This window comes from Winogradskyella sp. (assembly GCF_028282165.1).
Lineage (GTDB): Bacteria > Bacteroidota > Bacteroidia > Flavobacteriales > Flavobacteriaceae > Winogradskyella.
Genome location: NZ_JANQIM010000047.1, coordinates 14,587 through 28,570, shown reverse-complemented (window position 1 = coordinate 28,570; position 13,984 = coordinate 14,587). Strand labels below are relative to the sequence as shown.

The 13,984-nt window shown below is 36.8% G+C and carries 12 protein-coding genes; 8 read left to right on the top strand and 4 right to left on the bottom strand.

All coding sequences use genetic code 11. From position 1 onward, the window contains the following. Positions 1-29: 29 nt before the first annotated feature. A complete protein-coding gene (gene clpB / locus Q0972_RS17345; RefSeq protein ID WP_299368463.1) occupies positions 30-2,636 on the bottom strand; it encodes an ATP-dependent chaperone ClpB in 2,607 nt (868 codons plus the stop codon). 221 nt (positions 2,637-2,857) lie between these two features. On the opposite strand from clpB, the gene Q0972_RS17340 reads away from it, so the two are divergent. The 8 genes from Q0972_RS17340 (at position 2,858) to Q0972_RS17305 (ending at position 9,507) form a co-directional block, all read left to right on the top strand. Further along, positions 2,858-3,331 carry an isoprenylcysteine carboxylmethyltransferase family protein gene (locus Q0972_RS17340; protein ID WP_299368460.1) on the top strand — a complete coding sequence of 158 codons (474 nt, stop codon included), beginning with the start codon at positions 2,858-2,860 and terminating at the stop codon, positions 3,329-3,331. Between the two features lie 137 nt (positions 3,332-3,468). Beyond that, a complete protein-coding gene (ytxJ, locus tag Q0972_RS17335; protein WP_299368457.1) occupies positions 3,469-3,858 on the top strand; it encodes a bacillithiol system redox-active protein YtxJ in 390 nt (129 codons plus the stop codon). A 10-nt stretch (positions 3,859-3,868) separates the two neighbouring features. Further along, positions 3,869-4,435, top strand: a complete 567-nt coding sequence (locus Q0972_RS17330; protein WP_299368454.1) for a Crp/Fnr family transcriptional regulator — start codon at positions 3,869-3,871, stop codon at positions 4,433-4,435. 68 nt (positions 4,436-4,503) lie between these two features. Further along, on the top strand, positions 4,504-4,764 hold the full coding sequence (locus tag Q0972_RS17325; protein WP_299368451.1) for a hypothetical protein: 261 nt from the start codon (positions 4,504-4,506) through the stop codon (positions 4,762-4,764). Then, positions 4,754-5,581, top strand: a complete 828-nt coding sequence (locus tag Q0972_RS17320) for an ABC transporter six-transmembrane domain-containing protein (RefSeq protein WP_299368449.1) — start codon at positions 4,754-4,756, stop codon at positions 5,579-5,581. The genes Q0972_RS17325 and Q0972_RS17320 overlap by 11 nt, the downstream gene beginning before the upstream one ends. 62 nt (positions 5,582-5,643) lie before the next feature. Further along, positions 5,644-6,165 carry a DUF2147 domain-containing protein gene (locus tag Q0972_RS17315; protein WP_299368446.1) on the top strand — a complete coding sequence of 174 codons (522 nt, stop codon included), beginning with the start codon at positions 5,644-5,646 and terminating at the stop codon, positions 6,163-6,165. Next, positions 6,162-6,884 (top strand): VOC family protein, encoded by a 723-nt coding sequence (locus tag Q0972_RS17310; RefSeq protein WP_299368443.1) that lies wholly within the window; start codon positions 6,162-6,164, stop codon positions 6,882-6,884. The genes Q0972_RS17315 and Q0972_RS17310 overlap by 4 nt, the downstream gene beginning before the upstream one ends. 412 nt (positions 6,885-7,296) lie before the next feature. Continuing rightward, a complete protein-coding gene (locus Q0972_RS17305) occupies positions 7,297-9,507 on the top strand; it encodes a hypothetical protein (protein WP_299368440.1) in 2,211 nt (736 codons plus the stop codon). 135 nt (positions 9,508-9,642) lie between these two features. Here the strand turns inward: Q0972_RS17305 and Q0972_RS17300 are convergent, their stop codons facing one another. From Q0972_RS17300 to fahA, 3 genes are all read right to left on the bottom strand, one after another. Beyond that, on the bottom strand, positions 9,643-10,923 hold the full coding sequence (locus Q0972_RS17300) for a DUF1566 domain-containing protein (protein WP_299368437.1): 1,281 nt from the start codon (positions 10,921-10,923) through the stop codon (positions 9,643-9,645). A gap of 338 nt (positions 10,924-11,261) precedes the next feature. After that, entirely contained in the window at positions 11,262-12,443 is a 1,182-nt protein-coding gene (locus Q0972_RS17295) for a hypothetical protein (RefSeq protein WP_299368435.1), read from the bottom strand. A 242-nt stretch (positions 12,444-12,685) separates the two neighbouring features. Continuing rightward, positions 12,686-13,978: a fumarylacetoacetase gene (gene fahA / locus Q0972_RS17290; RefSeq protein WP_299368433.1), complete on the bottom strand. Its 1,293-nt coding sequence runs from the start codon at positions 13,976-13,978 to the stop codon at positions 12,686-12,688. Positions 13,979-13,984 lie beyond the last annotated feature (6 nt).

The window sequence follows — 13,984 nt, the reverse complement described above, 5'->3', positions numbered from 1 at the left end:
TGTTTACAAGCGTTATTGTTACAGTCTGTTTATAACTCTTCTACAACTAGGTCGCCTTGATTTCTAAAGACTAGTTTATCATCGAACTCATCGAGTAAAATAATACTATCGGTTGTAACACGACCGGCTAATATTTCTTTACTCAACTGATTCAATACTTCTTTCTGAATAACACGTTTCACAGGTCTTGCGCCATACTCAGGGTTGTATCCTTTTTCTGCCAAATACGCTTTGGCTTCTGGTGTGGCATCAAAAGTAATGCCTTGCTTGGCAATCATTTTAGTGACACTTTTTAATTGAAGGCTAACAATGTCTACAATATTCTCCTTAGAAAGTGGTGTAAACATAATCGTGTCATCGATTCTATTCAAAAATTCTGGCCTAATGCTTTGCTTCAACAAGCCAAGTACATCCAATTTGGCACCTTCAATTGCTGTTTGAATGTCTTTAGTCGCTTCAAAACGCTCTTGAATAATCTGACTTCCTAGGTTAGAGGTCATGATAATAATGGTATTCTTAAAGTCTGCAATACGTCCTTTATTATCCGTTAAGCGACCTTCGTCTAATACTTGCAATAGGATATTAAACGTATCTGGATGTGCTTTTTCGATTTCGTCTAGTAAAACTACTGAGTAAGGTTTACGTCTTACAGCTTCTGTCAATTGGCCTCCTTCATCGTAACCTACATAGCCCGGAGGTGCACCTACCAATCTGCTTACGGCATGGCGTTCCTGGTATTCGCTCATATCAATACGTGTCATGGCGTTTTCATCGTCAAAAAGGTATTCTGCCAAGGCTTTTGCCAATTCTGTTTTACCAACACCTGTGGTACCTAAGAATAAAAAGGTTCCTATAGGCTTTTGAGGATTTTGTAAGCCTGCTCTCGATCGTCTTACTGCATCACTAACCGCTTCAATAGCTTCTTCTTGTCCGACGACACGTTTGTGCAGTTCGTCTTCAAGATTTAGTAATTTTTCGCGTTCGCTTTGAATCATCTTGGTTACAGGAATGCCTGTCCATTTGGCAACAACGTCAGCAATATCTTCATAGGTCACTTCTTCTTTTATCAAAGCTGTGTCTTGTTGTTCTACCAATTGTTTTTGATAGTTTTCGAGTTGTGCAGTAGCTTCTTTTATTTTCCCATAACGGATTTCTGCCACTTTGCCATAATCGCCTTCACGTTCAGCGCGCTCGGCTTCTAACTTAAAGTTTTCAATATCTTGCTTTATATTCTGAACGTTTTCTACGATTTCCTTTTCGCTCTTCCACTTGGCATTCAACTCATTACGCTCTTCCTTAAGATTTGCTAAATCAGCTTTTAAGGACTTTAATTTGGCTTCGTCTTTTTCGCGTTTAATGGCTTCGTGCTCAATCTCCAATTGCATTATTTTTCTATCCAGTACGTCTAGCTCTTCTGGTTTAGAATTGATTTCCATGCGTAATTTTGAAGCAGCTTCGTCCATAAGGTCAATCGCCTTATCTGGAAGAAATCTATTGGTAATATATCGGTTTGAAAGCTCAACAGCACCAATAATAGCTTCGTCCTTAATGCGTACTTTGTGATGGGTTTCGTATTTTTCTTTAATACCACGAAGAATAGAAATAGCACTTTCGGTATCTGGCTCTTCGACCATCACTTTTTGAAAACGACGCTCAAGTGCTTTATCTTTTTCAAAATATTTTTGGTATTCATCTAAAGTGGTGGCACCAATAGCTCTCAATTCGCCTCGAGCTAAAGCTGGTTTTAGAATGTTGGCAGCATCCATAGCACCTTGGCCTCCACCAGCCCCGACTAGGGTATGGATTTCGTCAATAAAGAGTACAATGTCGCCATCGCTCGTGGTTACTTCCTTAATTACGGCTTTTAAACGCTCCTCAAATTCACCCTTAAATTTGGCTCCTGCAATTAGTGCTCCCATATCTAAAGCAAAAATTTGCTTATCCTTTAAGTTTTCTGGCACATCACCATCAATGATGCGGTGTGCCAAACCTTCGGCAATCGCAGTTTTACCTGTACCTGGTTCACCCACTAAGATTGGGTTATTTTTGGTACGACGTGATAAAATTTGAAGGATTCTGCGAATCTCTTCGTCTCGACCGATCACAGGATCTAGTTTAGCATCGCGTGCCAACTGATTTAAGTTCTTGGCGTATTTATTTAGGGAATTATAGGTGTCTTCCTGACTTTGGGACGTCACCCTATCTCCTTTGCGTAAATCATCTATACTGGCAATTAGCGCCTTTTCGGTAACACCTTGATCCTTTAGAATTTGTGCTATTTTACTCTTCGATTTAAAAATTGCTAGGATAAGGTGTTCAATAGATACAAAATCATCATTCATTTTCTTAGCAATGATAGAAGCTTCGTTTAATGCTTTGCCTGCTTCGCGAGAAAGCATCAGGTCTCCACCAGACACTTTAGAGAAACGCTCTAATTCTTTATCTAAAATCTGATGTAACATAGATACATTGACATTCAGTTTTTTTAATAAGAATGGCAATACATTTTCATCAACATCGAAAAGGGCTTTAAAAATATGCTCATTTTCTATTTGCTGATGTCCAAAGCCTTGGGCAAGTTGTTGTGCTTGCTGTATGGCTTCTTGTGATTTAATGGTATAATTATTAAAATTCATACTAGTTATTTTCTTTTTTTATTGTCATTGAGAGGACTTAGGACGAAGCGATCTATTAAGAGATTCTTCGCTAACACTCTGAATGACAATAGCATTGTTTTATTGTTGTGTTTAACTATCTTTAGTCAATAATCTTACCATTGCAGGTCGGTAAGAAAAAAACGACAAAATGTCTGATACAGTGTGCTCTAGAGTGACGTTTTGTCCTTTTTAACCAAGTTATGCTATTACTTTATATTAAGAATCTTGTATTTTTTATTCTGCAACCTGGTCTAGTGGTTGGTCTTATTCCTTATCTCTTGTTAAGAGGCAGGTTAAAGTCAATTTTAAAAGATGATTTTAGCATTTTGAGTTATTTGGGAATAGTATTGATCATCTTTGGACTGTCCATAGCGTTGTATTGCGTTTATAGATTTATTATTGACGGTAAAGGGACTTTATCACCTGCCCATAAAACAAAAGCCCTTGTGGTTAAGGGTTTGTATAAATATAGTAGAAATCCGATGTATGTGGGAATGTCACTTGTATTAATTGGCGAAGTTCTTTTTACAGGTTCATTGCGCCTTTTGGTTTATACGGTTACAGTAGGTATTGCATTTCATTTATTTGTAATTTTTGTAGAAGAACCTAGACTAACTAGGGATTTTAAAGCAGACTATTTAAAATATATGAATAAAGTAAATCGTTGGGTTTAGTTATATAATGATTGTCACATCGAGTGATTTTTCGGAACGAAAAATAGTATCGAGATGCTAATAACGAGTTCTAGATATATCCTGATAGCTATCGGGACAGTCAGGACACTCGAACTGACATTGAAACAAATTGGAATATGTTTAAAAAAATATTTGGTACAAATAAAGCTTCAAAAGGCAAAAAAGAAGAAAAAATACTTCCGTGGATGGCACTTAATTCTGTAGAGCAACTTAACACTATGCAAGAGGCATCCAAAACCAAGACACAGCTTATTTTTAAGCACTCAACACGTTGCGGTATCAGTAGAATGGTAATAAATCAGTTTATAGAGTTGTACGATGAAACAACGAATGCAGATTTATATTACCTCGATTTATTGAGTTACAGGGAAGTGTCTAACGAAACGGGTTACAAGTTTCAGGTGATGCACCAATCACCACAACTCTTAGTAATAAGAAACGGTGTAGTTGTTGCCCATGCGTCTCATGGCGCTATCAATGATTTGGATTTAAGTAGGTTTGTATAAGCTTTAATTGATGATGCAAGACCTTTTGTACCATATATCTCAACATGCATACATTACTCCAGATTTGCAAAAGTCTATTTCTGGTACTTTCCAGTTGGTAGAGACCAAAAAAGGAGATATAATTCTACAAGAAGGACAGCGTGCCAAATATCTTTATTTTGTCGAAAAGGGCATGTTGCACAACTTTTATTTTCACGATGGTCGCCAGGTAAGTTCTTGGTTTTATTCAGAGGGTCAATTCATCACAGCTTGGTCTAGTTTTTATTTACAAAGACCTAGTTTCGAAACTATTGAATGTCTCGAAGATTGCATACTTTACCGCATCAGCTTTTCTGATTTTCAAAAGCTCATTGCTGATTTTCCTGCTTTTGGAAATTTTGCACGTTTATTGGCCGAAGATATATTAGCGGTTTTAGATGAATTTACTAAAAGCTGGTCTTTCCTTTCGGCAAAAGAAAAGTATCAATTATTGCTCACCCAGTTCCCACAAATTGAATTACGCGTAAAACTTGGTCTTATCGCTTCTTTTTTAGGAATTTCTCAAGAAACCCTAAGTCGAATACGGGCAGAGAAATAGTTTTTTTGATATAGCTCAAAAAAATACAACTTTTACATTAGTACATTGCGTACCTAAATTTAATATTTATGAGGTACTGGAAATCTATTATTGCTTTGATCATTATGCCGTTTGCTTTATACTATAACTGGAGCTCGTTTTATTTTGCTATTGTGTTTTTAATATGGAGTATTCAAGGTATTAGAGCTAAGACAGCCATTTTTTTAGACCATGTCCCCAAAGATGAAAGTCCATTTTTGTTTTGGTTGATTTCCGTGGTCTGGTTAGTACTATCGTTGTTAAGCTTTGTTTATTCAGAGCAAGTCATAAATTGGTACTATGGATATTAAAAAGGTATTAAAAAGGTATAAATTTCGGTTCTCGTTGACCTTACTTCTAATTCTTACGGAAGCTTTTATTGGTATTTTGGTGCCGCTGTTTATTGGTTATGCTGTTGACGGAGCCATACATAAGGATTTTACATCCATATACCATCTTGGAGGTTTGGGTGTCCTATTGATCGTTATTGGTGGTGTACGACGCCTCATGGACTCTCGTTTTTATGCCAAGTTGTATATTGATTTAAGCGCTAAACTGATGGTAGACAATTCTAAAGAAGTGTCTAAAAAAACGGCACGTCTAAATATGCTTAATGAAATTACCGAATTTATGGAAAACCAAATTCCTGAGCTAATTCAGCATACTATAGGATTATTTGGAGTTACGTTTATAATTCTCTCACTTAATGCCCATATATTTTTGCTGGCCTTGACAGTGAGTTTATTTGTGTTGATTGTGTATTGGTTGAGTTCTAAAAAAATAACAACTTATAATTCCGATTACAATAATGAGTTGGAAACGCAAGTGAACATCTTAAATCTACCATCACAAAATGAATTGCAAAATCACGTTACACGACTCACAAAAATCAACATAAAGCTTTCTGATTTAGAAACTATAAACTTTTCTTTGAGTTGGATGGCGATGATTGTTTTCTTACTGCTATCTATAGTCATTTCAATTTCAGAGGGGATTACAGAATATGGCGCCTTGTTTGCTTTGATTATGTATGTCTATCAATATATTGAAAGTGTTGTGAGTTTGCCATTATTCTATCAACAATGGTTGCGGTTAAAGGAAATATATAAGCGAATAAGTACTTTTTGATTTAAGTCAAAAACTAAAAGGTTTTGTTCGTTTAATTTTGAAGTATAATTAAATAACGTGTAATGAAAAAGTATCGATTATTGAGTGGAGCACTTGCAATTATGTCTTTAGTCTCATGCAAAAGTGATGCGCAAAAGCAGAAGGATGAGTTGATTGAAAGTCACATTGTATCAATGCGACAGGAAATGGACTCCATAAGGGTTGGCGCTTCTAAAGTTGAGGATAAATTAGATCAAAATAACCAGCAGGCTGACCAAATTATTGGAGTATGGGAAGTGAAAAATGAATATCATATGGGTATCTATGAAATCGAAAAATACAAAGGCACCTACGTTGGGAAAATTCATTATTATAACGACGGCACTAAAGAATACAGGGGAAACAATGCCAAATCCGATTACTTTTTGACTGATGTTATTTATGAAGACGGAGTTTATAAAAATGGGAAGCTCTTTATGCCAGATGGTTCTTACTATCAAGTTCTGATCAGCTTGAAGAACAATGATGAATTAGAAATACAAATGACCGTCGATGGAGAGCCTTATACCGAAATTTGGAAACGTCAAAAAACAACTGAGAAATGAAACCCAATACTATAATTTTTGCAGATTTATCTACGTATACCCCGAAACCTACGATCGCATTTTATGAAAACGTATTTGGTTGGGTCTATTATAAGGATTACGATTATTATGTGGCCTATAAAGGCGATAAGGATATTGTAGGCCTCTACGAAACACCAGACAAGTTTAAGCAAATGCGAATGCCTCATTTTTGGATGACCTACATTGAGGTGAATGATATAAAAAGTACCGTTTCCAAGGCTCGTGAATTGGGCGCTATTGTAGAAATGGAACAAACTTTAGAATGTTTTGGTAAGGTAGCTTTAATCCGAGATCCGCAAGGCGCTGGATTCACCATCTATGAAGGGGATAGTCTAAAATCTACACGAACAGAGAATGAAGCCAATACTTTAATTTGGAACGAACTCCATATATCTGATACTAAAAATATTATTCCGTTTTACGAAGGTATTTTTGATTGGTCTTTTGTGAAAACCAGTAACGACCATTTTGAAATCTATACCCAAAACAATAAACATATTGCAGATGCGGTACAGATTCCCAATGATTATAAAGGCAAATATGAATATTGGGTATGTACATTTGGTGTTAAGGATTTAAATACAACCAAGCACAGAATTCTAGAAAACGGTGGTAGTATGATTATTGATGAAGGGGAACGTATTCTAATGACCGACAATTCTAGTCAGGCCTTTTTTTATATTCAAGAAGTGGAATGATATAATACATTATAACACATTCCAACTAAAAGTACAGTCTCAAGCTTATAGATTTTAGATTAAGGTTTATTATTATTGACAAGTTTTAGGTTGATACCAATGGCAAAGAGAAAATCTCTTCCTTCAAAATAATATAGTTGTTGTACGTATAAAAATAATGAATGTAAAGAGAGGCTTAAGAAAACGAGATTGAATAGCTTTTTCATAATTGTTCGATTAGTTATTTGTAAAGTATCCAGAAGTCAAAAAAGTGTTATCGAAGCAAGGCGAGTTATGATGTGTCAGCGTTTGTGAATGGGCATCATAATAAAGCTCTAATAGTGCAAAAAACTTTAAAATTGATTAGCTTTAAGAATTGATTTTATAGTTTTAAATCGTAACCCATCAGGTTGTTACCTAAAATATTAGTGAGATGAAACGCATAATTATAGCCTATTTATATGTTTTTGGTTCTTTGTTTCTTTTTGGCCAAACAGATGAGATGCTGCCTCTCATATACCCACAACTTAAAACAGTCGGCACCAAAAAGATAAACTATAAAGTACTGGCCAAGGCTAAATATGTTAAGGACATCGATTTAAAAGCCTATTTCTTGTTAAAATATAAAGGCTGTGTAGAAGGAAACTGTGAAGATGGTGTTGGTGGCTACCTATTTATTACAGAGGATAAAGCCAAAGAGCCAGACGAAGCCGTAACAAAGAGCTTAAAAGAACGCAGAAGTTTGTATTTCGATAAAAAGTTTAAGGCTCAAGATCGTAAGAAAAAATTTAATAAGGACAAATATCTCATTCCATATGAAGACAAACTTCAAGAGCACAAAAAAAGAGTCATTACCTATGTTCTTTTGAAAGGTACGTTCTCAGACAATGGAGAGAAATTCAAGGGTAAGGCCTACGAATTTAAGGTAAATTACTTAAGGGATGGATACGACTTTATACCCGAAGTCAACGTAGACTTTACAAAAAATAATGAGCAAAATGCGATGTATGAAGGTGAAATGATACTTCGTTACAATAAAGAGTATACTAAATATGGTATAGGAAAAGATTTATTATTAGAAAAAGATCCGACTATAAAAAAAGTCACAGGTCTTTATGGTGGCTATCCCAGATTGATGTCCATGATTTATGAAGAAGGCCAACCTATACAATCGTTTACTGGCATTCCATCAGGGAATTTCTTTTCATCAAATAACAATAAGGATATTAAATTAAAAGGAAACTATGTTTTTGGTCATATTAAGTTCAGTGATGGTAGTTCATATATCGGTGGATTGCTAAACGATACCTATAATGGTACAGGCATACTTAAAAACCCAGATGGTACTGTCGTACAAGGTCTTTGGGTACAAGGAAAATTAGAAAAAGCACAGACCATCAATTTTCCTGATGTGTTTTTTGCTGAGGATCTAACGCAAGTACCTTACAAAACTATTTCTTTAGAAGAAACCTATAATCCCAAAGATTATTTTTACTTCGGAGATTTAAGTGATGGGAAACCTTCAGGTCTTGGGATGTACATTGCCACTACTCAACTTCAATGCTATATCGGTGACATTGATAAACGTATTCCTGGTAATAACTACTTTTATTATAGATCCGTTGAAAATGACTTTAGGTCTGGCGTACAACTCAACACAGATACTTGGTATGGGTTGGTCTACACATCTTCTGCACGTTGGGACGTGGCAAAAGAGCACTTTAAAATAGGGGAGATGCGAGCACTTCCAGACGATAGATCTTACGCCGTAATGTTTTGGCAAGACCCAGATAATGCAGATGCGGAACCCAATATAGGTTATGGTGATTCCTGCATTAAGATTCTTCCCAATACTGAGAAGGAACAAATGGGTTATTTTCAATATCCCAACGGTTGGTATCAAGATGTGGACGGTAAACATGCTTTTCTAACCAACTATAATCGTACTAGTGAATATATTTTCTACTACGGTATAGACAGTAAGTATAATGAATTTGCTGATGAGAGCGTCCTAAAGCTTATGACAAGTAACGATACCTTTTGTTCGCCAGTTTTTACGATTAAAAAGAAGCAAGCTATTATTAAAAGGCAACTCGATTTGGCCAAAGCCGAAAAAAAATATTTAAAGGAACTTGAAGCATCAATTGCAAAAGCTGAAGCCGCTCAAAAAGCCTTTAATGACTGTTTAAAACCGCAAATTGTGATGAGCGGTAATCCTGCACAAACTCATACGGTATGCAATGGACATAGAACTTTTGGTGTAAGCAAATCCATATCGCAGATTAGCTCTGGTGATGTCATTCAATACAATGGTGCGATGTACCAAGTCAGTGGAAAAGCTTTCAATGGCTTGAAGGTATTGTGTGATTTGGAAATTAAAGGAAGTTCATTCTATGTGTTTGAAAAACTGAAAAATGCTGGCGATGCTCTCAGGAACTATTGCGACTGTGACGGTTATAAATATGTTACCCGATCGAGCCAAGTACCTACAGGACGAACGAGTGTGGTTTATGAAAATTCTGTGGTGACCATGGTAAAGCAACATACCGAAACGAGGAGCTATTCCTTTCGTGTAAAAACAGATTGCAAATCGGAGTGTGGTGGCGCAACCTGTTGGCCTAGTGCATATGCTAGAGGCTTTTGAGTTTGTTATTAAAGCTGCTTCTAAATTACGTAGTTCTACGTATGGATTTCTAAGAATTTAAAACCTAACTTCTTTTATTAGAATAAAAAACCTCTCATTTTGAGAGGCTTTTTTTATCAAGTTATCGCTTATCAATCAATTCACATTCCTAACCAAACGGATAAAGTTACTGATACGGATAGCGTCACCTTGTGGACCATGTCCTTCGGGATAATCATCTGGATTCCCAGTTTTTGGATCGCTTCTTTGAGCACCAGCACCATGTACATCTAACCAGTCACCATTAATAAAGCCCATGGCTCGCCCAAAGCAGAGATAAATGGCATAGGTACCACTAGCTTGTGATGTGGTGCTAAACGTTGTACTCGTCCAATACATTGGGTAATCGTCTTGTCCAGCTTCATTGGTAATCTGTGTGGAATTAAATATTCCATCTATAGCAGCCGAATTGGTCGTTGCAGGCGATCGTGAATAATCGATAATACTTTGCAGTTCCTTGGCATCCGGTAGTCTCCAATCTGAATAGCCTCCAAACTCATGATCTTCCGCATAGGCGAGAGCATCTTCCCATAACATGTCAGTTCCCTCATCATCTTGCTTCCACATGAGTCCAGTAGCATTATCGGTAATGGTACCATCTCCATTATTAGAAAAGGTGTTGCTCCCATAAGAAGTATTCCCTCTTACATAAAGTACATAAAACCTATTAGATTCACCTGGACTTATAGGATTAAAGTCGGTAGGATACCCCTTTATTCTGCCATCTGCGAAGTTAAAACCAAACATGGTCCTATCACCGTTCATGGTTGTACTTGTGTAGATGGTAGATGAGGCGAATTGCGCATCAATAATTCGTTCACCAGCATTTAGGTCACCATAGGCAAATTCAAACACGTCAGTATCGATATAGGGTACGGCATTTCCTTGTTCGGTAGCTAATACCTCAGGTTCAGCACCATAGAACATAGCCAAAGAGTACAATTCTTTTATCGTTGGTAATCTCCAATCATCATAGCCTGCAAAAGTGCTGGTGACTGCACCACTTTCGGCATCTGTTTGCGATATTTTGTCGTTGTTGTCGATAACACCATCATCATTGAGGTCAGGACTTTGCGTCCACATTAAGCCTGTGACCATATCGGTGACCGTGCCATCACCATTGTCTTCATAGTTCGCTCTCGTACCCAAATAGTTGGCGTTTTGACCAAAAAAATCAGAACCAGAGGAGGGTGAGGAAATGATGCCTGTATTATTATAAGACAGAGTTTGCTCTGTACTCACAATGGGGTAACCCGATATCTCAGGGAGGTTTTCTGTAGTGGTATTAGTAGTGGCATTAGATTCATCGTCTGTTGAGCAAGAGTTTAGAACCAATACTACAAATAACATGGCGAAATAATTTCTTCTATTCATCATTTTGTTCATTTTTTATATTGATATTAGTTGTATATAGATTTAGATGAAGAAGGGAAAAAAAACTTGCGCAGAACGAAATTTTTTATGTTTCCATGTTTAAAACCCAATGAAAATATTGGTCTTATTTAGAAACATTAAATCGATAACAAAAAAGGTTTTACAAGCTACTTGATATTAACGTAGGAACCATTCAATGTTATAAAAGATAGATATTTACCATTAGACATATATAGGTTGATTAACCATAAAGTCCAAACTTTGTTGGTTATTGAACTATAGGTAAAAAAAACCTCTCACGGTCATTGAGCTTGTCGAAATGTGAGAGGTTTTTTTATTTATTAACTATTCAACCTATAGCGGCTAATGATGTTCTTTAGTTGTAACTTTAAATCTTCACCAGAGTCGTAGACCATTTGCTCATCGGATGGGAAGGCAATTTGATCTTGTCCCAATAGCGCTCTGTCATTTCTGTTTAACGCTCTTCGGTCGCCTCTAAATCGTCCAAAGACATTCTCAAAAGTAAAGCCACTATCAATCGGAAAAGCATCAATCACCTGATTTTGCTTAAGATCTTTATATACCACTTCAGCTACCACTTGTGCGGATTTGGTCTGTAGCACTTCAAAAAAACGTGCTCTCACATTTACAATTCTATCGACCTTAATGTCATTGCCCAAGCTGTCCTTGGCCACATTTCCGTTTTCGTCCAACACGTATTCCCAACCATCAACAATGTCGCGTTCTCTCAACAACTGCCTCTCGTTAATACGTTCTGGTGATATATTAATACGCTTTAGTTGTAGCTCCATCGCAAAATCGTAATCGATATTTGTATCAGCATTGGCGTGATAAGTAGTCCAAAACTGATTTAGTCCGTAAGTATTGAAATCCAAAAGCTCAGCCTCCAATCGTTGCGGTATAATTTGATGGGTTTGGTTCTTTATAGACACATGGACATAATCCATACCCGTAGCATGGGCTTCTTGCATTAAGGCTCTGACGTCTTCAAAATTTGGATTGATATTGTCCACATAATCAAACAGCCTATAGGCTTCACGAGCATTGAATTTATCTTCGGTGTCCAATAAATCCAAGGCCTTGTCCATTAAAAAATCAGAGGTTTTATACCTGTATTCTACCAATTCGCTACTATAATCATTAAAGGAAAAGTGTATGGTTCTACCTTCAATTCTCAATGGCATCACACGTTTTATAGCATTTTGTCTAGCTTCCAGATCTGTGTAGGCTTCGTAAATGGTTCTGTATAACTCAGGATTGCCATCTTCTTTTAGATGCGCAATTTGTGCCAAATCTTCCGCTAAGACTTTATCGTAAGCATCCTTTAGCATTACTACATAAGCTTGCTTACGCTTTTTGTCTTTGTTGTTCTCTAGCTTTCGTAGGGCATCAGCTATGGCTTCATCATAGTTACCATGACTAATGGCTTGTTCGATTTGTTTTTTGGCACTACAAGATACGAGTACCGAAACAAGGACTGTTAAAAGTAAAAATCGTTTCATAATCTTGTATTATTTAAGGTTATACGAAGTATAAACCAAGTACTATGCCAAGTTTTTTATAATGCTGATTATTAATTGTTTGCAATGTTGAGAAGCAGTAATTAGTAATCAGGACGCAGTAGGCAGTAAGAAGTAAGAAGTAGGCAGTAATCAGTAATCAGTACTTGGGAAATAGGCAGAATGACAAAAGCTCGAAATTGATAACAACTTTGAGCTTCTTTCTTATATCTTAGTACTTCAAATTATTTCTTCTTTTTCGAATTAAACACCGGAAGCAACTGTGTTTTTACTTGTCCAAAACCGATACGAACATCATCATTTTCACAGTAACCTCGCATAACTACGGTATCATAATCATTAATGAACTTACGCTCAGTACCATCTTTCATTTTAATGGGTTTTGTGCCTTTCCAGGTCAATTCTAACATAGAACCGTAGGAATCTTCAGTTGGGCCAGAAATGGTACCGCTACCCATCATATCACCAGCATTTACTGGACAACCATTAACCGTATGATGCGCTAATTGCTGTGCCATATTCCAGTACATATATTTAAAGTTGGTTTTACAAACAGTAGTTTCTTTTCCACCTTTAGGGATAATGCCCGCTTCTAAATGAATATCGAAGCTGTGTTTGCCTTTAGTTTGTAAATAGGCGAGAGGTTTAGGATCTTGTTTTGGACTTTCTACTCTAAACGGTTCGAGCGCATCAAGCGTCACAATCCAGGGTGACGTGGCAGAGGCAAAATTCTTTCCTAAGAATGGACCGAGAGGTACATATTCCCATTTTTGTATATCTCTTGCAGACCAATCGTTAAATACCACTAATCCGAAAATGTATTCTTCAGCTTCTTCCACTGGAATGGGTTCTCCCAAATCGTTAGCAGCCGTTGTAATAAAGGCCATTTCCAATTCAAAATCGACCAGTTTACTTGGGCCAAATACAGGTTGGTTGGTGCCTTCAGGTAATGTTTGTCCTTGTGGTCTGTGAATAGGGATATGTGTCGTTACAATCGAGGAACTACGGCCGTGATAACCTACAGGAATGTGCAACCAATTTGGCATAAGGGCATTATCGGGATCCCTAAACATAGAACCCACATTTGTGGCGTGTTCTTTACTGGAGTAGAAATCCGTATAATCACCAACGTGAATTGGCATTTGCATTTCAATTTCATCTAATCGAAAACAAATGATCTCTTTATGTTTGGTATTGTTCTTAAGCGTTTCATTATTAGAATCAAAAATTTCCGCCACACGGTTACGGACAGCTCGCCACGTTTTACGTCCATCAGCAATAAAATCATTTAATGAATCCTGAAGAAAAATATCATCCGTTAAAGGAATACCATCAAAATAACCCAATTGATGTAATGCCCCAAGGTCTATGGCCGTATCACCTATTCGTGTTCCTATGGTAATGATGTCTTCTCTGGTGAGAAAAACACCGAAAGGAATATTCTGAATAGGAAAATCCGAGTATTTATTGACGTATAACCATGATGTTCTATTTGGGTTATTGGCTGATAATGGCATAGTTTT

What these genes read in the sequence shown, in the direction of transcription:
- Q0972_RS17295 (WP_299368435.1), bottom strand. Translation starts at nt 12,443, where the DNA reads ATGAAACGATTTTTACTTTTAACAGTCCTTGTTTCGGTACTCGTATCT.
- Q0972_RS17310 (WP_299368443.1), top strand. Translation starts at nt 6,162, where the DNA reads ATGAAACCCAATACTATAATTTTTGCAGATTTATCTACGTATACCCCG.
- Q0972_RS17300 (WP_299368437.1), bottom strand. Translation starts at nt 10,923, where the DNA reads ATGATGAATAGAAGAAATTATTTCGCCATGTTATTTGTAGTATTGGTT.
- Q0972_RS17340 (WP_299368460.1), top strand. Translation starts at nt 2,858, where the DNA reads ATGCTATTACTTTATATTAAGAATCTTGTATTTTTTATTCTGCAACCT.
- Q0972_RS17325 (WP_299368451.1), top strand. Translation starts at nt 4,504, where the DNA reads ATGAGGTACTGGAAATCTATTATTGCTTTGATCATTATGCCGTTTGCT.
- Q0972_RS17305 (WP_299368440.1), top strand. Translation starts at nt 7,297, where the DNA reads ATGAAACGCATAATTATAGCCTATTTATATGTTTTTGGTTCTTTGTTT.
- Q0972_RS17320 (WP_299368449.1), top strand. Translation starts at nt 4,754, where the DNA reads ATGGATATTAAAAAGGTATTAAAAAGGTATAAATTTCGGTTCTCGTTG.
- clpB (WP_299368463.1), bottom strand. Translation starts at nt 2,636, where the DNA reads ATGAATTTTAATAATTATACCATTAAATCACAAGAAGCCATACAGCAA.
- Q0972_RS17330 (WP_299368454.1), top strand. Translation starts at nt 3,869, where the DNA reads ATGATGCAAGACCTTTTGTACCATATATCTCAACATGCATACATTACT.
- Q0972_RS17315 (WP_299368446.1), top strand. Translation starts at nt 5,644, where the DNA reads ATGAAAAAGTATCGATTATTGAGTGGAGCACTTGCAATTATGTCTTTA.
- fahA (WP_299368433.1), bottom strand. Translation starts at nt 13,978, where the DNA reads ATGCCATTATCAGCCAATAACCCAAATAGAACATCATGGTTATACGTC.
- ytxJ (WP_299368457.1), top strand. Translation starts at nt 3,469, where the DNA reads ATGTTTAAAAAAATATTTGGTACAAATAAAGCTTCAAAAGGCAAAAAA.